Source organism: Agrobacterium tumefaciens, assembly GCF_005221385.1.
GTDB lineage: Bacteria > Pseudomonadota > Alphaproteobacteria > Rhizobiales > Rhizobiaceae > Agrobacterium > Agrobacterium tomkonis.
In genome coordinates, this window is sequence record NZ_CP039904.1 from 31609 (window position 1) to 48956 (window position 17348).

A 17348-nucleotide genomic window follows, 5' to 3' on the forward strand; every position below is an offset into this window, starting at 1 on the left:
AATATTCATGTCCGTACTTCATATCCGCGGGGTCACGAAAACCTTCGCCGGTGGCACCAAGGCAGTCGACAACTTCTCGCTCGATGTCGCCGATGGTGAACTCGTCTGCCTTCTTGGCCCCTCCGGTTCAGGCAAATCGACGCTGCTGCGCATGGTCGGCGGTTTCGAACAACCGACCGGCGGACAGATCACCATCGACGGCGAAGACGTCACCCATCTGCCACCCGAGCGCCGGCCCACCGGCATGGTGTTCCAGAGCCACGCACTCTGGAGCCACATGAATGTCTTCAAAAACCTCGCCTTCGGTCTGAAGCTGCGGCGCATGCCCGCCTCCGCGATCCGGGAAAAGGTCGAAGCGGTACTCGAACTGGTGGGGCTTTCCGGTTATGGCGAACGCGCCACCAGCCAGCTCTCCGGCGGCCAGCAGCAGCGCGTGGCGCTTGCCCGCTCGCTGGTCCTTGAACCGAAAATCCTGCTTCTGGATGAACCCTTCGCCAGCCTCGACCAGCATCTGCGCGAGCGCCTGCGCGAAGAGGTGCGCGATATCCAGCAGCGTCTCGGCATCACCACGCTGTTCGTGACGCATGGGCAGGACGAGGCCCTTTCCATGGCCGACCGCATCGTCGTGATGGCCAATGGCAGGACCGAGCAGATCGACCGGCCGAACGTCATCTACCGCGAACCGCAAACCCCCTTCGTCGCCGGCTTCATCGGCACCATGAACCTGATCGAAGGCATGGTCTCGGGCGGAAACTTCACCCATGCCGGCCTGACCGTGCCGCTGCCCGTCTCCGACGGTCCCGCCATTCTCGCCATCCGCCCCGAGGCCGTTGACCTGACGGCATCCGAGACGCCGCAGGCAAGCGTTCACCGGGTGACCGATTACGGCACCCATGGCCTTGTCGATCTCGATCTTCCAGATGGTATCAGGATCAAATCGATGGTCGCCCATCCCGATCTCTTCCGGGCCGGACAGGGGGTCGATATCCAGCCCCGCGCCGTCACGGCCTTTCGCGACAACCGGCAAATCTACCGGAGCTGACCATGAACATGCCCATCCTCCTCGAACGTGACGGCCACCGCACCTGGCTCAAATGGCATCGTGGCCGCCGCCGCGCCGCCGATACCGCCTTCACCGGCGAGCGCATCATTGAGGCCATGTGCCTTGGCGCGAGCATCGAAGTTGATCTCGTCATTCACGCCGACCACGGCTGCGCCGTGCTGCATGATCTGACGCTGGAGCGGGAAACCACGGGCGCCGGAAGGGTGCGCAACACCTCCGCCGCCGCGCTGCGCCAGCTGCATCTGCGCGACAATCAGGGCCAGCCCGTATCCTCAAGGGTGATGCTGCTCGAAGACCTCTGCACCCTGCTCGCCCGCGAGATCATCCATCCCGATGCCCTGCTTCAGCTCGATTTCAAGGAAGACCGGCACGCCCTCACCCCGCAGGTCATCGCCGGTTTCAGCGCAAGCATCGCGCCATTGGCGGGCTCCATGATCCTGTCCGGCGGTGATTTCGACGCGATCGCCGCGCTTGCCGCATCGGTCCCCGATCTCAAAACCGGATATGATCCATGTGAGGACGACACACTCGCACGGCTGCAGCAGGACGGAAACTTTTCCGGCTTCATCGAACAGGCGCTTGCCACGGCACCGGCTGCCGGAATGATCTATCTCGACTACCGGATCGTCCTTGCCGCTGAAGATGCCGGCATCGATATCATCGCCCCCATCCACGCCGCCGGCCGCCGTGTCGATGCCTGGACCATCAACCGCATCACGCCGCAATCGATCACCGATGTCGGGCGGCTTTTGCGGCTCAAGGTCGACCAGATCACCACCGATGACCCGGAAGGGCTAACCGAGGCATTCAGCCGATGACCGTCAATTACACCGCCATTCTGGAAGACATGATCGCCACCACCCGCGAGGCCGGCGCATTGACGCTCGAGCATTTCAGGCGCTTCCGCGACATCGAGATCGGCGTCAAGGGACCGGGCGACTTCGTGTCGGATGCGGACCGGCAGTCCGAAACACTGATCCGCGAACGCCTGCTCGGCCGGTATCCCTGGGGGCTGACCGGCGAGGAATTCGCTCCGGTTGACGGTTCGGATGCCGAACATCGCTGGCTGGTCGATCCCATCGATGGCACCACCAATTTCATCTATGGCCAGCACTACACCATCACCATTGCGCTTCGCCGCGGCAACGAGACGATCTGCGGGCTCGTCTATAATCCCGTCGCCGACGAAATGTTCACCACGATCAAGGGCGAAGGCGCATATCTCAACGGCGAGCGCCTGCGCGTCAATGCCAGCAGCGATATTGCGCTCATGTGCGTCGGCACCGGCCTGCCAACACCCAACCTCTCGCTTTATCCCGGCGCCTATCAGCGTCTCGACGATATTCGCGCACCCATCGGCGCGGTGCGGGTCGTCGGCAGCGCCGCCAATTCCTGCGCTTACGTGGCCTGCGGCCGGCTTACCGGCTATTACGAGGAGACGGGGTTTGTCGATACCGCAGCCGGCATCCTGCTCGTTGAGGAAGCCGGCGGCATCGTGACGGACTGGTGGGGGCGCGGGCCTGAAATCTATGAGCGAACCGGCACGCTGATCGTCGCCAATGCTGCAACCCACGCCTATCTTCTCGAGCGGCTTCGCGGCGTTCCGCCCAAGAATCCGTGAGTGGCACAGCGCGCGTGGTCAGTACATCCGCCGGCACGTATCCGCCAATATGCGGGTCCTGCGAAGGATAGCGTGATCAGTAACCGCCCGTCATCAGCACGGTTTCACCGGTCATGAAACTGCAGGCCTGCGACGACAGGAAGATGGCGGCACCCACCATTTCTTCCGGCTGCCCGGCACGGCCCATCCAGTTCAGCGTCCGGACGTATTCCGCCCAGCCTTCGGGGTCCTCATCACGACGGTGGGCATTGCGGTCGGTGTCGATGAGGCCGGGCGCGAGCGTGTTGAGCAATACATTGTCGCGCGCATAATCCCGCGCCTGACTCTGGATCAGATTGTGCTGCGCTGCCTTGGTGGCGGCATAGGCGGTGACGATGCCCTTCGGCCGCAGCTGATTGACCGAGCCGATGGAAACCACCCTGCCCCATTTGCGGGCCGCCATGCGCGGCAGGGCCGCCTGCAGCATATCCACCGTCGAGCCGAGATTGACCGCCAGCTGAAACGCCAGATCGGCGGATGTCAGTTCCGACAGCACGGCGTTGATCTGGGCGCTGGCATTGATGACAAGAATATCGACCGGTGCAATCGCCTCGGCCCGTTCGATGAGGTCACGACCGGCACCGGCCTCGGAAAGATCCCCCGCCAGTTCCTGCGCCGTGCCGCCGCTTGCGACGATCCGGTGCTGCACGGGCGCGGCAGCGCCCGGCTTTACGCCATGCAGGATGACATGGGCACCCGCGCCCGCCAGCCCCTCGGCAATGGCGGCGCCTATTCCACGGCTGGAACCGGTGACGAGTGCCGTGCGGCCCTTCAATCCAAACACGCTTTCGAGACGCATCCTTTATCCTTCAAACAGCGAGATGCGCGCGCCGGCAATTCCCGGGCGGCAGGAAAACAGGCCGCCGGAGAGCGGCGCGTCGGCGAGCGTGGATGCCGGCAGGCGCGTGCGGGCGCTGGTGATGAACAGCGTCGACAGATCAGGCCCGCCAAAGGCGATGCTGGAGGGGCGCGGCACCGGCATGTCGATCACCTGGTCCAGCTTGCCGTTCGCAAGATAACGGCGCACGCACCAGCCATCCCAGATGGCGCACCAGACCCCGCCTTCCGCATCCACGGCCAGACCATCCGGCCGGCCATCGGCCACGGGAATGCGGGCGAATTCACGGCGCTGCGACAGCGCACCCGTCGCCGGATCGCAATCATAGGCGTGGATGAGGCCGGGCACGGTATCGACGAAATAGAAGGTCCGGCCATCCGGGCTCCAGCCGAGACCATTGGAGACGATGATGCCGCCTTCCTTGCGCTCGGATGCGCCATTGGCGTTGATACGATAAAGCGCACCCGTGGGCTTGGAGGCATCGATGCGCATCGAGCCGACCCAGATCGCGCCATCCGGCCCGCATTTGGCATCATTCAGGCGGTTGTCGGCGATGCCCGCTTCCGGGCTGACAAAGGGTGTCAGCCGGCCGGAGGCGAAATCCAGCCATTCGACGCCATCCTGCGACGCGACCAGCAACCGCCCGCCAGTGACCGGAATGACGGCGCTGACCAGCTTGCCGGTCTCGCAGGTTTCGTTGCGGCCCGTGGCGGGATCAAAGCGGTGCACCGCCGGATGGAGGATATCGACCCAGTAGAGCGTGTTTTCCCCCTCGTGCCAGACCGGGCTTTCCCCCAGCTGCGCACCCCATGGCAGAATGCAGCTCAGTTCGGCGCTGGGGCGGCCCGTTGCCGAACGCGGGCGTGGCCGCGAACTGATCGCCACGGCCCCGGCTGCACCGGTAATGCGGCGGGCGGCGGCAATCAATTCACGCCCGGCGGGATGGATATTGGAGGAATCGAGCCGCGATGACGGCCCGAGCGCAACGAGCACGCCCATCGGTGTATTGTCCCGGCCCATGACGGGGGCGGCGACCGAATTCACCCCCGGCAGATGCTCCTCGTAGGAAATCGAATAACCCCGCGCCCGGGTCAGCGTCAGATCGGCCTGCAGCGCATCGAGGGTGGTGATGGTTTTGGGTGTCTGCAGATCGAGCGTCAGGCGATCCAGCAGGGCGCGGCCGACGGCGGGATCCTGAAAGGCGAGCAGCGCCTTGCCCGGTGCGGTGCAATGCAGGGGAACGCGGCGTCCCACCTCGACGCGCACCGAAAGACCGTTCGGCGAACGTTCGGCGAGATATTGCGTCATCGTGCCGTCAAGCCGGCACAGCGCAACCGTCTCACCCAGCTCAGCCGCCAGCCGCTCGAGTTCCGGCATTGCCGCCGAGACGAGATCGAAGCTCTCCCAGACCTTATGGGACATTTCCAGAAAACGCTGGCCGAGGACGTAGGTGCCACGGGCCTCATCCTGACGGACGAGGCCATAGGCGATAAGGGTGCGCAGGATGCGTGCAAAGGTGGGCTTCGGCAGGCCGGAGGCGCGCAACAACTCGGCAAAACGCAGCGGTTCCGGCGCATCGGCGACCATGTCGAGCAGGGTCAACCCCTTGGCCAGCGCCGCCGTGCCGCCCGGCGTCTCCGGTTTCATTGCCTCTGCTCCTGCGCGAGTCGCTGCCGCCTTGCGGCCGCCGCGTCGTCCAGCATCCGGTCCATCGTCCATTCCGCTTCAAACCCCAAAGTGTTTCTGATCCGCTCGTTGGACGTATGGTAATAAACGCCGTCGCCGGGAAAATCGACTGTCACGATGGGCAGGCCGGTCAGCGCGGCAATCTTCGGCAGAAGGGCGGCGAAATCGGCCGGTTGGTCGGCACCCAGATTGAAGGTGCCACCCGCCGCCCCGGGGTGATCGAGAGCGAGCAGAATGCCCGCCACCATGTCGCGTGTATCGGTTATATGCATACGGAACGGTCGGCCGTTTTCATTGCGCGCCAGAATGTGCGACGGCTCACCGATATCGCGGGACTGGAGCAATTCGGCGATGGCAGTATTTCCGAAATTCTGCTGCTGGCGAATGCGCGGCCGCAGGAAAAACCGGGGACCGGAAAAGAAGCTGTCCTCATCCAGCAGTTCCGCCGCATCCTGCGTATGCGAAAACCGCAGGATCACCGTTTCCATGGTACCGCTTCGCTGGTGAAAGCGCACCAGCTCTTCACCCAGAAGCTTGGTCAGACCATAGGGCGAATTGGGGCAAAGCGGATGATCCTCGGTGACCGGCAGGAATTCCGGCCGGTTTTCCGGATAGACCTCACCCGAGGAGGCGAAAACGAACCGCCGCACGCCAGCTGCTGACGCCGCATCCAGAAGCCGGCGCGTGCCCTCGACATTGACGGCGAACATGCGGTCACGATCCGCCGGAGCCCATGACATGAAGGCGCCAAGATGCAGGACGGCCCTCACGCCCTTGATGGCCTCGGACAGTGCCTGCGCATCCTCCAGCGACCCGACGACTTCCTCGCCGCCGGTTGCCGATGGCCTCAAATCAAAACCGCGAACGGCGCGGCCCTGCGCGCGCAAGGCGGCGACAACGGCACGGCCGACACGGCCTGCCGATCCGGTGACGAGGATCATAGCCGTGCTCCGGTCTTTGCATCGAAGAGATAAAGCTGGGCCGGATCAAAACCGAGCCGGAGCGCCTCATTGCCGGGAAGGCTGCCGGTATGCGAGACGCGCGCGATCAGCCCCTTGGACTTGCCCTCCTCGCCATCCGCAACCCTTGCGCCTTCCGCATCGAAATAGACGTATTTTTCCGATCCGAGGCTCTCCACCAGCGTCGGGCGGACATCGAAGGTAACCGGTGCATCGCCCAGAACGAGATGTTCCGGCCGCAGGCCGACGATCACGTCGCCTTGGCGGACGGCTGCGCCCGGCAGGGAAACCTGTTGCCCAAACAGGGTAACAGTGCCGTCACGCAGTTCCGCATTGAGGAAATTCATGCCCGGCGAGCCGATGAAACCGGCAACGAAAAGATTGGCCGGATTGTTGAAAAGCTCGTCGGGTGCGGCGATCTGCTGGATGATGCCGCCCTGCATGATGACGACGCGGTCCGCCATCGTCATCGCCTCAACCTGATCATGCGTCACATAAACGGTGGTGACACCGATACGCTTGTGCAATGCGCCGATTTCGGCACGCATGTGGACGCGCAGCTTGGCATCGAGGTTGGACAGCGGCTCATCCATCAGGAAGGCCTGCGGCTGACGCACGATGGCACGGCCAAGTGCAACGCGCTGGCGCTGGCCGCCCGACAGGTCCTTGGGCTTGCGATCGAGATAGGGTGTCACTTCCAGAATGCGCGCCGCATCATCAACCCGGCGATCGATCTCGGCCTTGTCTGTGCCGCGCATCTTCAGGCCGAAGCCGATATTCTGGCGAACGGTGAGGTGCGGATAAAGCGCATAGTTCTGGAACACCATGGCGATGTCGCGGTCGCCCGGCGCCAGATCCGTCACTTCGTTGTCGCCGATGAAGATCTGCCCTTCGCTTGCCGGTTCGAGACCGGCGAGGATTTTCAGCATCGTCGACTTGCCGCAGCCGGAAGGCCCGACCAGCACCACGAACTCGCCGTTCTCGATCTCAAGCGAAAAGGGCCTGAGCACGTTAAGCGCGCCATAGGACTTGCTGACATTGCGAATGGAAATATTGGCCATGCTTATTTCTCCGCGCCAGCGGTGAGGCCGCCGACCAAATAACGTTCCAGGAACAGGTAGATTGCGATGATCGGCAGCGCGATGAACACGGATGCGGCGGAAATGTCGTTCCAGTAGGTGACATATTCGCCCTGCATCGTGGTGATGCCGAGATTGGCCGTCCAGTTGTCCGGCGAGTTGACGAGGAAGGTGCGGGCATAGGCATAGTCTGCCCAGCTGAGCACGAAGGCATAAAGTGCGGTGGCGGCGAGCCCCGGTGTGGCGATGGGAAGCACGACGCGCACCATCGCGCCGATCGGCGAGCAGCCGTCGACCATGGCAGCCTGTTCCAGTTCCTTCGGGATGGTGTCGAAATAGCCTTTCAGCATCCATGTGGCGAAAGGAATGATCATTGTCGAATGCGCCAGAACCAGCGTCCACAGGCTGCCGATCAGGCCGAAGCTGGAAAAGATCGAAAACAGCGGAATGACGAGCAGCGTCGCGGGCAGCATCTTCGCCGTCAGGACGAAGAGGCCCATGGTCGCGCCGCCCCGCATGGAATAACGCGACAGCGCATAACCGGCGCTGACCGAGACCAGCATCGACAGAGCCACCGAACCGATGGCCGCCAGCATCGAGTTCCAAAGCCACAGCAGGATCGGTTTTGCCGCCCAGACGCGGGCGAAGATGTCCCACTGCGGATCGTCAGGCCAGAAGGTCGGCGGCAGGCGATACAGCTCATCGGTGGTGGAAAGTGCCGTGACCAGCAGCCAGTAGACCGGGAACAGGATCATCACCAGCGTGAAGATCACAGTCGCGTAAAGGGCAAGGCTCTGTAAAAATGTCCGTTTCATCAAAGCCTCCTCAATAGATCGATTTCGAACGCCGGCCGAGCATCAGAAGGCTCGCGACGATGCAGATCACCAGCGTCAGCACGCCGACGGCGGCGGCACGGCCGAAATTGTGATACTGGAAGGCCTGGTCATAGGTCATGATCGACAGTGTCTGGGTTGAACGCAGCGGCCCGCCGCCGGTCAGAACCTTGATGATGGAAAAGTCGCGGAATACCCACAGCAGCGTCAACACCAGCGTCACGCCCAGAACCGGCATCAAAAGCGGCATGGTGATCCAGCGGAAACGCTGCCACACACTCGCACCATCGACCTTCGCCGCCGCATAATAATCGGCGGGAATGGACTGCAGGCCAGCCAGACACATGATCGAGACGAAAGGAAAGCCCTTCCACACCATGGTGATCGCCACTGCCCAGAATGCGGCCGTGGAACTGCTGACCCACGGGATCATCTGGTCGGTAAAACCGAGTTTGATCGCCAGCCAGCCGAACAGGCCGAAGGACGTGTCGAACATCCACGCAAAGATGACGACCGCGATGATTTCCGGCACGGCCCAGGGCAGCGCCATTCCCAGCCGCGCGACGGTGCGGCCCTTGAAACGGTTATTGGCAAGAAGCGCCGTGCTGAGACCGACGGCGACGCTGCCGGCGGTAACGACGATGACCAGTTTCAGCGTTACCCAGCAGGCCAGCCAGAATTCCGGCGACGAGAACAGCCATGTGTAATTGCTCAGCGAAAACGGCCGGCTGGCGCCGCCAAGCCGCGGTATCTTGACCTGCTGGAACGACAGGTCGATGGCCAGCACGAGCGGCCAGACGATGATGGCGGCAACCATCAGGACCGCGGGCGCGATCAGAATATAGCCGAGGAGATGTTGCCGGCTGGGACGCGCAAGATCGAAGAACTTGCGACGCCCAGCCCGAACGGGTTCGGTCATGGATGGTCCTCCTGCCGGATGCGAATGATGGCCATGGCCCTTTACGGGCCATGGCAGGACAACAAGATCAGGACAATGGGGGATCAACCCTTGATGGCTTCGGCCTTTGCCTGCATGGTTTTGGCCACCTCCGCCGGATCGAGATCCTGAATGATCATCCGCTGGCTTTCTTCCATCACCATCTTGCTGAACTCGTTGTAGAAAAGCTCAAGACCGGTCGGAATGCGGTCGATACCGGCTTCAGACGCGGCCTTCATGGTTTCGATCAGCACCGGGAAATGCGGGATGGTCTTTTCAACACCCGAGACATCCGCCTTCGGGCTTGGCGGGGTGTTGCCGCCAAGGGTAGCGTAACTGCGCTGGAATTCCGGCGTCATCGTCAGCTTGATAAAATCCCAGACCAATGCCTTCTGGTCGTCGGGAATATCGGCCGGCATGGCCAGCACGTTGGACGAGCCGCCAAGCGGCGGATGAAGCGGCGGCGCGACATAAACGATGTCACTCTTGGCCGAACCCTTTTCAGTCGTGCCATAAAGCCACGGTCCATCGAGCCGCATGGCCATCTTGCCATCGGCAAACAGCTTGCGCACGTCGCTGGCGCTCATGTCCACCGGGCTGATGCCGCTCTTCATCACGGTTTTCCAGCGTGAAAGGCCCTCGACCATTTGCGGCGTATCGATGGTGATGTTGCCGTCCTTGTCGGTCCAGTAGGCGCCGGCATCGATGACGTAGTTCAGCATTTCCGTTAGATATTGCCCCGGACCGCCCTTGGTTTCATGGCCGGTGCCAAACTGGTCGATGATGCCGTCGCCGTTCAGATCCTTGGTCGTGGCTTTTGCAGCGGCCAGGAACTCGTCATAGGTCTTCGGAACCGCAACGCCCGCTTCTTCCAGCAGCTTCTTGTTATAGGCCATGACGAAACCGAAATAGTTGGTCATGATGCAGACGGTTTCGCCGTTCCATTCGCATTTCTTTTGGCCGGCCCAGCCGGTCATGTCGATGCCGTCCTTCTTCAGCCACGGGTCGAGCGGTTCCAGCCAGCCGCTATCGGCAAACATCTGGAATTCGAAGGACGCCAGATGCACGATCTGCGGCGGCTGGTTGGCGGCGAAAAGCGTGGTCATCGTATCCGCGTAGGAACTGCGCTCCGCCTTGGTGAATTCGATCTTCACCCCCGGATGCTGTTTCTCGAAGGCGGCGATGGCGGAATGCCACCATTCGCCCGTTCCGGCATCATCGGTCTGCCAGGAAATGAACTTCAGCACGGTATCGGCCATGGCGGGCGCAACAGCGCCCATGGTCATCAAGACGGCGGTCGCGGTGCTGAGCGCCAGCTTTTTCATTCTTTTGGTCATGGTTTCCTCCTCCAAAAAACCAAATCAGATACGTTCAATCAGACCGAGCGCCGCCTCCGACGGTCTTACCCCAAGTCCCGGTCCCGATGGCAGGTGATACCTGCCCTCGCGGCAATCCATGTCGCCGTCCAGCAGGCGACGGTTCGGCTCGAAGATCGAGTGCTGGAATTCGTGTCCCTTCAACATCGACAATGTCGACGATGCCTGCAGGCTGGCGGCAAGGAAGATGCCGGCGCCGACGGTGGCGTGCGGGATCACGTCAATGCCGTGCTCGGCGGCAAGGGCGCCGATGCGGATGAAATTGGTGATGCCCTTATGGCCCATTTCCGGCTGCACGATAGCGATGCGGCAGCGTTCGATGCGGGCGCGCATATCCCAATGGGTGCGCCATTCCTCACCGACGGCAATCGGCACGTCGGTATTCTTCGAAACCTTCTCCAGACCGGCAATGTCCTCCGTCCAGACTGGCGCTTCGGCGAACCACGGGTCGAAGGGCTGCATTTCGGCAATCAGTTCCAGCGCCCGGTCCGGTGTCTGGTTCCAGTGCATGTCGGCGGCGATCTTCGCCTGGGGCCCAAGCACCTGCCGGAGATTGGCAATTTCGGCCGCCGGGCCATCATCAGCCACCGGCGTTGCGAATTTGAAGGCGTTGAAACCGCGATCCTGCCAGTATTTCGCCAGTTCCCCGCGCGCCTTCAGCGTCCTTTCAGGCAGGCCGGAAACATAGGCCGGAAACGTATCTACCCCGCCGCCGAGAAGGTCGCGAACCGATTTGCCGGCTTCCTGCCCGGCAATATCCCAGAGCGCGATATCGAGCGCGGCGAGCGCGTCGACGTAAAAGCCGCCGGTATAACCGCGCACCCGCATCATGTCGTAGAGGTCGTCATAAACAGCCGAAGGATCGGACGCATCGCGGCCGATCACGAAACCGGCGAGAAGATCATTGATGAGGGCGGCGACCGCGCCGGGAGCGACGATGCCATAGGTCTCTCCCCAGCCAACAATGCCGGCCTCGGTGGTCATGCGCACCAGCACGCTGCGGTCGAAGGTGGGGTAGACCGTGCGATTGCCCTTGCGCACGATGTAGCCGTTGGGATTGACCACTTCGCCTTCCCTGAGCGCGCCGAGATAGGGCACCTTGCGCGGCTGGGTCAGCGTGAAGACTTCGACGGTTGCGATGGGGCTGTTCATGCAGCCTCCGCGGCAACGAGGCCAAGTTCGACCAGATTGGCGTCAATATCGGCAATGGCCGCCGCATCAAGCTCGGGTGTCGGTGCACGCACACCGACGCCTTCGATCACACCGCGACGGGCGAGCACATATTTGGTCAGCCGCATGCGATAGACCGCCTGCAAAACCAGAAGCGGCAGGGTGCGGACATAAATCCGGCGAGCCTCTTCCTGACGCCCGGCAACAAGCGCGCGGTCGATGGCCACATGTTCCTCGGCGATCTCCAGCGCCGGCATGGCCGCCGTTGCACCTCTGGCATATTCGTCGAGAATGTAACGCGCGCCGCCGCCGCCGATGACGCCCTTCAGCGTCGAAGGCGCATGGGCGATGATGTGGCTGATGGCCGGGCCGGCGGGAAGCGTTTCTTCCTTGACATAGGTCACCTGCGGCAAGGAGCGCACGATCTCCACGATCGCCTGCGGGGAAAGGTCGGAGCCGCGCGGCGCAGGCGCGTTCTGCAGGATGATCTCAACCTCGGGCAGCGCCTCGACGACCTTGCCGAGGAATTCGATCAGCGCCGGCGCATCCGTGCCGACCGACTTGGGCGGCTGCACCATCAGGTGGCGAATGCCGAGCGCCGATGCCGCCCGCCCATGCTCGACCACGTCACGCCAGTCGGCCGCACTGGCGCCAGCCACAACAGGCACCCGCCCGGCCACCGCATCCACGACGATCTTCAGCAGCGTAGCGCGCTCGGCAGCATTCAAAGTCTCCACCTCGCTGGCGAAACCGGGAAACACGACACCATCCACACCCTTGTCGAGCGCGAAGACTACCAGCCGCTTCATACCCGCTTCGTCAATGCCGCCACCAGCCAGAAACGGCGTGGGCAGAACAGGCAAAATCCCCTTGAGGCCAGCCACCATTTTTCTCCTCCCAATTAAGTATCATATTTTGATACCTTGAATTCACTAATTGACACTACATAGACTCGCACCCTATGACAAGCCCCAAGATGAAATGAACGAGGAGGTTCAAGACATGGCAGCAGCAGCGACATCGATCATCGTCGATTGGGGAACGACATCACTGAGGGCGGCGCTCGTCAGTGAAAGTGGCGAAGAACTGGATCACCTGGAAACCGCCGACGGTATTTCGAGCCTTGGCAAGGGAGAACATGAGGCGGCGCTGATGGCTGCACTCGCACCCTGGTTCTCTCGCCACGGGGCTTTGCCCGTCGCCGCACTCGGCATGATCACCAGCCGTAACGGCTGGGTTGAAGTCGCTTATGTGCCGTGCCCGGCAGGCCCGGCAGAACTTGCCGCCGGCACGGTGCGCAAGTCGCTGCCGAACGGGTCCGATCTCGTCTTCCTGCCCGGTTTGAACGATCCCGCCCGCCAGCCCTTTCCGGATGTGATGCGCGGCGAAGAAACCCAGATCGTCGGCCATGGCCTTGGCGAAGACGCCACCCTCATCATCCCCGGAACCCACAGCAAATGGGCGCGGGTGAAGGCGGGGCGGATTGACGGCTTCCAGACATTCGTGACCGGTGAAATCTTCAACCTGCTCATCAATCATTCCTTCATCGCGCGCGGTTCAACGCAGCCGCCGGTCGATGATCCGGAGGCCTATCGCTGGGGCCTGAAAGAGGCAAAACGATCCGCCGCCATGCTGTCGCTGCTGTTTTCAGCGCGAACAGGCGGGCTTGCCGGCCGGCTTTCGCCGGATCAGCTGCGGTCCTATGTGCGGGGACTGGTCATCGGGCAGGAGTTTCGGCAAGCCCGCGATGCCGGATGGTATGCGGAGGGAGACGAGGCAGCTATCGTCGGCAATGATGGACTGAACGATCTCTATCTGGTTGCCGCAGATGTGTTCGGGCTCAAGACATCAGTGGGCGCGGACGACGTCCTGACCAAGGGGGCACTGGCCGTCCTCAAACAGACGCTTTCCTGAGCGCAGACTATCGCCGGGTGCAATCCCGACAGGACAGAGCCTGTCCATTTCATGAAACGAGGCGGCCCAAGGGCCGCCTCGTTTGGTATCAGCAAAAGCCAGACCTCAGGCAGGTCGTTCTTCACCCGCATTCGGCCGCCAGGTGATCAGCCTCTTCTCGGCAATATCGAGAATAAGGTCGATGATGAGAACGAACACGGCGAGAATGATGATGCCTGCAAAGACACCCACCGCGTCGAAATTCCCTTCGGAGCGGGCGATCAGGTAACCAAGGCCTGCCGAAGCCCCAAGATATTCACCGATGATGGCGCCAACCACCGCAAATCCCACGGATGTACGCAGCGACGACAATATCCAGCTGGCCGCCGCCGGAAAATAGACGTGGCGCAGCAGATCAGAACGCTTGGCGCCGAGAATGCGGGAGTTGGAAAGCACGACGGGGTTCACCTCACGCACGCCCTGCATGGCGTTAAAGAAGGTGACGAAGAAGACGAGCGTCACCGCAAGCGCAACCTTGGACCACAGGCCAAGGCCCAGCCACAGGACAAAAATCGGTGCCAGAACGACACGCGGAATGGCGTTCACCGCCTTGATGAAGGGATCCAGCACGCGGGCGACAAAGGGGCTTAGCCCCAGCCATACGCCGGCGCCGACGCCAAGGCCCGTACCGATGAGATAACCGAGCACCGTTTCGCTGAGCGTGATGCCGACATGCTTGTAAAAACCCGCATCGGCAACCCAGGTGACCACCTGCATGACGATGTCATAAGGCGCCGGGAAGAAGAAGCGGTCGATCGCTCCCGAGGTGACGCCGAGCTGCCAGCCGCCCAGAAGCACCACCAGAAGCACGACCTGAATGATACGAACATTAACGGCTTGCATAGCTTTTCTCCACTTCACCGCGCAGCGATGCCCATATGTCGCGATACAGGGTCATGAATTTCGGATCGAGTTTGATTTCCGCAACGTTGCGCGGCCGTTCCAGATCAACGGGGAAGCTTTCGATGACACGGCTTTTGGGACCGGCAGCGAGAACGACGACGCGGTCTCCAAGCGCAATCGCCTCTTCGAGATCATGCGTGATCATGACCACCGCCCGACGGTCTTCCTGCCATAACCGAAGCAGCTCGTTCTGCATCAGATGGCGGGTGTGGATATCCAGCGCCGAGAAGGGTTCATCCATCAGAATGACCTTCGGTTCGGTGATGAGCGCCTGCGCCATCTGGACACGTTTGCGCTGCCCGCCCGAAAGCTGGTGTGGAAAACGACTTTCGAAGCCCTTCAGCCCGACCTTTTCGAGCCATGCCAGAACCTTCTGACGCCGCTCATGTTCGGGAACGCCGCGGAACAGCAGGCCAAGCTCGACATTCTGATACGCCGTCTTCCAGGGAAGCAGCGCGTCCTGCTGGAAAAGATATCCGATGGTGTTCTGCACGCCCTGAACCGGAACATCGTCAATGGCCACTTTCCCCTGCGCCGGCTTCAGCAGTCCCGCAATGGCGTTGAGGATGGTGGATTTTCCGCATCCCGTTGGGCCGACGATGGAGAGAAACTCTCCATCGCCCACTTCGAGGTTCACGTCCTGAACGGCAACGAACGAACCGAAAGCCATGGTCACGTTGTCGATTGTCACCATGGGCTGGGGTTTGAATTCGGTCACGGGCTCTAGCTTTCTGACTGGTGATGACATCTCGCCCCCCTCAGTTTGCAGCCTTCGAGGCGGCGGCCTCGACGAACTTGTTGGTATAGGTGGTGTTGAGGTCGATCGTTGCCTTGGCGACTGCGTCGTTGAAGCTTTTAAGAACCGCCAGCGGCGTTTCCAGATCGGCCGGCTCGAACCTGCCATCTTCGGAGAAGATCGCCTTGGCCGCTTCGACAGCCTTGATGTAGGTCTTCTTGTCGCCGGAGACGAAATCATCCGGCAGCCTGTCGACGATTTCCTCGGCCGAATGCTGCTTCATCCAGTGCAATGCCCGCACGGTGGCATTGGTGACTTTCTGGATCACCTCCGGATGGACATCGATATATTCCTGCGTCGCATAGAGCACCGAGGTGGGATAGATGCCGCCATAAACATCCCTGGCGCCCTGATCGCTTCGCGCATCGATGAGGATTTTGCCCAGCCCGCGCTCGACCACAATCGTCGCGGCCGGATCGTAATTAACGAGCAGGTCGATTTTTTCCTGCTGCAGCGCAGCCACCGCCGCAGCTCCGGAGCCCACACCGATGATGGAGATGTCATTGTCGCTGAGATTGTGCTGCTTCATGTAATAACGGATGAAGAAATCCGAGGACGAGCCGGGAGACGTGATGCCGACCTTCTTGCCCTTGATGGTTTCCGGCTTTGCCGGATCGAAGTCGGTATCGTTCTTTCCCGCAAGCACCAAACCCGAATTGCGGGCAAGCTGGACGAAGCCGATGACGTGCTTGTTCTGGGACTGCATCTGGATGGTATGATCGTAAAAGCCGACGGCGACATCCGTCGAACCCGCAACCAGCGCCTGCAGGACCTTCGAGCCGCCCTGGGCAAAATTCTCTGTCGTCACGTCAAGGCCCTCATCCTTGTAGAAGCCGAGGCTGGCGGCGACAGGAAAAGGCAGGTTGTTGAGATTGTACGAGCCAACGCTCATTCTCACGGATTCGGCATTTGCAGATGCCGCCAGCGCACAGAGCGCGGCTGTTGCAAGCAGGTATTTACGCATATGGGTCTCCTCCCGGTTTGCGATGTTTTGAATTACTGACTGTTGTCTAAGCTGCGTCGTTGATTGCAGCGACTGGTTTGGCGAAGGCAAAACCCTCAAAAAGCCTGCGGGCCGTTCTCACAAGTCCCGCCGTTATTGCCCCGTTGCGCATCTCCAGTTGCACGTCGAGGCGGCCGGCGGGATGTTCGAGGCGGATCTGGGTCGGTACGGACGGACTTCCGGCAAGTTCGAAAGCCACCGATCCCTCCGTCACGGCCGCCCGGGCAATCCCCACAGCACCCGTTGTCGCGAGGGCGGGATGACATTCGTCCGGCATGAAATAACGCACGGAAAGTGTGCCTCCATTGCGCGCCGGAGCGACCAGCACGGGCTTTGGTATTACCATGTCCTTCACCTCCCCCATTCCCATCTGCCGGCCGGCCTGAATTCGTATGCGGCTCATCCGCTCGATAAGGTCCCTGTTACCGCTCAGGTTTTGCGGATCTTCATATCCGCTGACGCCGAGATCGGCTGCGCGTATGAGAACCATCGGGATCGCACAGTCTATGGCCGTCACATCCACCCCGTCGATCGTGTCGAGAGGGTTTCCCGTAGGCAACAATCTGCCGGTCTTCGCCCCGGCGGCATCCACGAAAGTCAGGGCAATCGGCGCGGCCAGACCCGGAACTCCGTCGATCGAGGCATCGCCAAGATAAATCACCTCGTTGCCGCGCGTCGGCACCTTCGCCTCGATCAGCTTGCCGGTGTTCACATTGTGGATGCGCACCACTGTATCGTGCCGATGAGCCGCAACAAGCCCCGCTTCGATCGCAAAAGGCCCGACGGCGGCCAGCATGTTCCCGCAATTGGGAGAATAATCCACATATTGCCGGTCGGTGCGGACCTGCGCGAACAGGTAATCGATATCGGCCCCTTCGACGGTTGCAGGCCCGATGATGGCGACTTTCGACGTCACGGGATTACCCCCGCCAATGCCGTCGATCTGAAGCGGATGCCCCGACCCCATGATCGACAGGAGGGCTGAATCGCGCTGTCGTGGATCACGCGGAAGGTCGGAGGCGAGAAAGAACGGTCCGCGCGAAGTTCCGCCGCGCATCAGCACACAGGGTATCTTAAGCAGATCATTCATCG

General features: G+C 61.6%; 17 protein-coding genes. 4 read left to right on the forward strand and 13 right to left on the reverse strand.

Annotated features, from left to right (window positions below; genetic code table 11):
* The first annotated feature begins 7 nt into the window (after positions 1-7).
* From CFBP6623_RS15375 to CFBP6623_RS15385, 3 genes are read left to right on the forward strand one after another with little or no spacing between them, the layout of a single operon-like run.
* A complete protein-coding gene (locus CFBP6623_RS15375; RefSeq protein WP_046800472.1) occupies positions 8-1042 on the forward strand; it encodes an ABC transporter ATP-binding protein in 1035 nt (344 codons plus the stop codon).
* A 2-nt stretch (positions 1043-1044) separates the two neighbouring features.
* Positions 1045-1881 (forward strand): glycerophosphodiester phosphodiesterase, encoded by an 837-nt coding sequence (locus tag CFBP6623_RS15380; RefSeq protein ID WP_046800471.1) that lies wholly within the window; start codon positions 1045-1047, stop codon positions 1879-1881.
* On the forward strand, positions 1878-2684 hold the full coding sequence (locus CFBP6623_RS15385) for an inositol monophosphatase family protein (RefSeq protein ID WP_046800470.1): 807 nt from the start codon (positions 1878-1880) through the stop codon (positions 2682-2684). Before CFBP6623_RS15380 ends, CFBP6623_RS15385 begins: the two co-directional genes overlap by 4 nt.
* 76 nt (positions 2685-2760) lie before the next feature.
* On the opposite strand, the gene CFBP6623_RS15390 is transcribed toward CFBP6623_RS15385, so the two are convergent.
* From CFBP6623_RS15390 to CFBP6623_RS15430, 9 genes are all read right to left on the reverse strand, one after another.
* Positions 2761-3522 (reverse strand): SDR family NAD(P)-dependent oxidoreductase, encoded by a 762-nt coding sequence (locus CFBP6623_RS15390; RefSeq protein WP_046800469.1) that lies wholly within the window; start codon positions 3520-3522, stop codon positions 2761-2763.
* Positions 3523-3525: 3 nt separating this feature from the next.
* On the reverse strand, positions 3526-5208 hold the full coding sequence (locus CFBP6623_RS15395; RefSeq protein WP_046800468.1) for an SMP-30/gluconolactonase/LRE family protein: 1683 nt from the start codon (positions 5206-5208) through the stop codon (positions 3526-3528).
* Complete coding sequence (locus CFBP6623_RS15400; RefSeq protein ID WP_046800467.1) at positions 5205-6188, reverse strand: NAD-dependent epimerase/dehydratase family protein; 984 nt, start codon at positions 6186-6188, stop codon at positions 5205-5207. Before CFBP6623_RS15400 ends, CFBP6623_RS15395 begins: the two co-directional genes overlap by 4 nt.
* Complete coding sequence (locus CFBP6623_RS15405; protein WP_046800466.1) at positions 6185-7267, reverse strand: ABC transporter ATP-binding protein; 1083 nt, start codon at positions 7265-7267, stop codon at positions 6185-6187. The genes CFBP6623_RS15400 and CFBP6623_RS15405 overlap by 4 nt, the downstream gene beginning before the upstream one ends.
* 2 nt (positions 7268-7269) lie before the next feature.
* Entirely contained in the window at positions 7270-8100 is an 831-nt protein-coding gene (locus tag CFBP6623_RS15410) for a carbohydrate ABC transporter permease (protein ID WP_046800465.1), read from the reverse strand.
* A 10-nt stretch (positions 8101-8110) separates the two neighbouring features.
* On the reverse strand, positions 8111-9037 hold the full coding sequence (locus CFBP6623_RS15415) for a carbohydrate ABC transporter permease (RefSeq protein ID WP_046800464.1): 927 nt from the start codon (positions 9035-9037) through the stop codon (positions 8111-8113).
* Between the two features lie 83 nt (positions 9038-9120).
* Positions 9121-10392 (reverse strand): ABC transporter substrate-binding protein, encoded by a 1272-nt coding sequence (locus CFBP6623_RS15420; RefSeq protein ID WP_046800463.1) that lies wholly within the window; start codon positions 10390-10392, stop codon positions 9121-9123.
* A 24-nt stretch (positions 10393-10416) separates the two neighbouring features.
* Positions 10417-11583 carry a mandelate racemase/muconate lactonizing enzyme family protein gene (locus CFBP6623_RS15425; RefSeq protein WP_046800462.1) on the reverse strand — a complete coding sequence of 389 codons (1167 nt, stop codon included), beginning with the start codon at positions 11581-11583 and terminating at the stop codon, positions 10417-10419.
* Positions 11580-12488, reverse strand: coding sequence for a dihydrodipicolinate synthase family protein (locus tag CFBP6623_RS15430; RefSeq protein ID WP_046800461.1), 909 nt, complete (start codon positions 12486-12488; stop codon positions 11580-11582). Before CFBP6623_RS15430 ends, CFBP6623_RS15425 begins: the two co-directional genes overlap by 4 nt.
* Positions 12489-12603: 115 nt before the next feature.
* Between CFBP6623_RS15430 and CFBP6623_RS15435 the strand changes: the two genes are divergently transcribed.
* Complete coding sequence (locus CFBP6623_RS15435; RefSeq protein WP_046800460.1) at positions 12604-13515, forward strand: 2-dehydro-3-deoxygalactonokinase; 912 nt, start codon at positions 12604-12606, stop codon at positions 13513-13515.
* Positions 13516-13620: 105 nt separating this feature from the next.
* Here CFBP6623_RS15435 and CFBP6623_RS15440 read toward each other — a convergent pair whose 3' ends face one another.
* The 4 genes from CFBP6623_RS15440 to CFBP6623_RS15455 all read right to left on the reverse strand — a co-directional run bounded on the left by CFBP6623_RS15440 (position 13621) and on the right by CFBP6623_RS15455 (position 17346).
* The gene (locus CFBP6623_RS15440) at positions 13621-14397 is read right to left on the reverse strand and encodes an ABC transporter permease (RefSeq protein ID WP_052820062.1); all 777 of its coding nucleotides are present in this window, start codon (positions 14395-14397) and stop codon (positions 13621-13623) included.
* The gene (locus CFBP6623_RS15445) at positions 14384-15151 is read right to left on the reverse strand and encodes an ABC transporter ATP-binding protein (RefSeq protein ID WP_046800509.1); all 768 of its coding nucleotides are present in this window, start codon (positions 15149-15151) and stop codon (positions 14384-14386) included. The genes CFBP6623_RS15440 and CFBP6623_RS15445 overlap by 14 nt, the downstream gene beginning before the upstream one ends.
* A gap of 64 nt (positions 15152-15215) precedes the next feature.
* Positions 15216-16217: an ABC transporter substrate-binding protein gene (locus CFBP6623_RS15450; protein ID WP_046800458.1), complete on the reverse strand. Its 1002-nt coding sequence runs from the start codon at positions 16215-16217 to the stop codon at positions 15216-15218.
* A 46-nt stretch (positions 16218-16263) separates the two neighbouring features.
* Positions 16264-17346, reverse strand: a complete 1083-nt coding sequence (locus tag CFBP6623_RS15455; protein WP_080842757.1) for a 4-oxalomesaconate tautomerase — start codon at positions 17344-17346, stop codon at positions 16264-16266.
* Positions 17347-17348 lie beyond the last annotated feature (2 nt).

Excerpts from the sequence above, each read along its gene's own strand:
- CFBP6623_RS15440 (WP_052820062.1), bottom strand. The coding sequence starts at position 14,397 with ATGCAAGCCGTTAATGTTCGTATCATTCAGGTCGTGCTTCTGGTGGTG.
- CFBP6623_RS15430 (WP_046800461.1), bottom strand. The coding sequence starts at position 12,488 with ATGGTGGCTGGCCTCAAGGGGATTTTGCCTGTTCTGCCCACGCCGTTT.
- CFBP6623_RS15375 (WP_046800472.1), top strand. The coding sequence starts at position 8 with ATGTCCGTACTTCATATCCGCGGGGTCACGAAAACCTTCGCCGGTGGC.
- CFBP6623_RS15390 (WP_046800469.1), bottom strand. The coding sequence starts at position 3,522 with ATGCGTCTCGAAAGCGTGTTTGGATTGAAGGGCCGCACGGCACTCGTC.
- CFBP6623_RS15445 (WP_046800509.1), bottom strand. The coding sequence starts at position 15,151 with ATGGTGACAATCGACAACGTGACCATGGCTTTCGGTTCGTTCGTTGCC.
- CFBP6623_RS15405 (WP_046800466.1), bottom strand. The coding sequence starts at position 7,267 with ATGGCCAATATTTCCATTCGCAATGTCAGCAAGTCCTATGGCGCGCTT.
- CFBP6623_RS15435 (WP_046800460.1), top strand. The coding sequence starts at position 12,604 with ATGGCAGCAGCAGCGACATCGATCATCGTCGATTGGGGAACGACATCA.
- CFBP6623_RS15425 (WP_046800462.1), bottom strand. The coding sequence starts at position 11,583 with ATGAACAGCCCCATCGCAACCGTCGAAGTCTTCACGCTGACCCAGCCG.
- CFBP6623_RS15450 (WP_046800458.1), bottom strand. The coding sequence starts at position 16,217 with ATGCGTAAATACCTGCTTGCAACAGCCGCGCTCTGTGCGCTGGCGGCA.
- CFBP6623_RS15400 (WP_046800467.1), bottom strand. The coding sequence starts at position 6,188 with ATGATCCTCGTCACCGGATCGGCAGGCCGTGTCGGCCGTGCCGTTGTC.
- CFBP6623_RS15395 (WP_046800468.1), bottom strand. The coding sequence starts at position 5,208 with ATGAAACCGGAGACGCCGGGCGGCACGGCGGCGCTGGCCAAGGGGTTG.
- CFBP6623_RS15415 (WP_046800464.1), bottom strand. The coding sequence starts at position 9,037 with ATGACCGAACCCGTTCGGGCTGGGCGTCGCAAGTTCTTCGATCTTGCG.
- CFBP6623_RS15410 (WP_046800465.1), bottom strand. The coding sequence starts at position 8,100 with ATGAAACGGACATTTTTACAGAGCCTTGCCCTTTACGCGACTGTGATC.
- CFBP6623_RS15380 (WP_046800471.1), top strand. The coding sequence starts at position 1,045 with ATGAACATGCCCATCCTCCTCGAACGTGACGGCCACCGCACCTGGCTC.
- CFBP6623_RS15385 (WP_046800470.1), top strand. The coding sequence starts at position 1,878 with ATGACCGTCAATTACACCGCCATTCTGGAAGACATGATCGCCACCACC.
- CFBP6623_RS15455 (WP_080842757.1), bottom strand. The coding sequence starts at position 17,346 with ATGAATGATCTGCTTAAGATACCCTGTGTGCTGATGCGCGGCGGAACT.
- CFBP6623_RS15420 (WP_046800463.1), bottom strand. The coding sequence starts at position 10,392 with ATGACCAAAAGAATGAAAAAGCTGGCGCTCAGCACCGCGACCGCCGTC.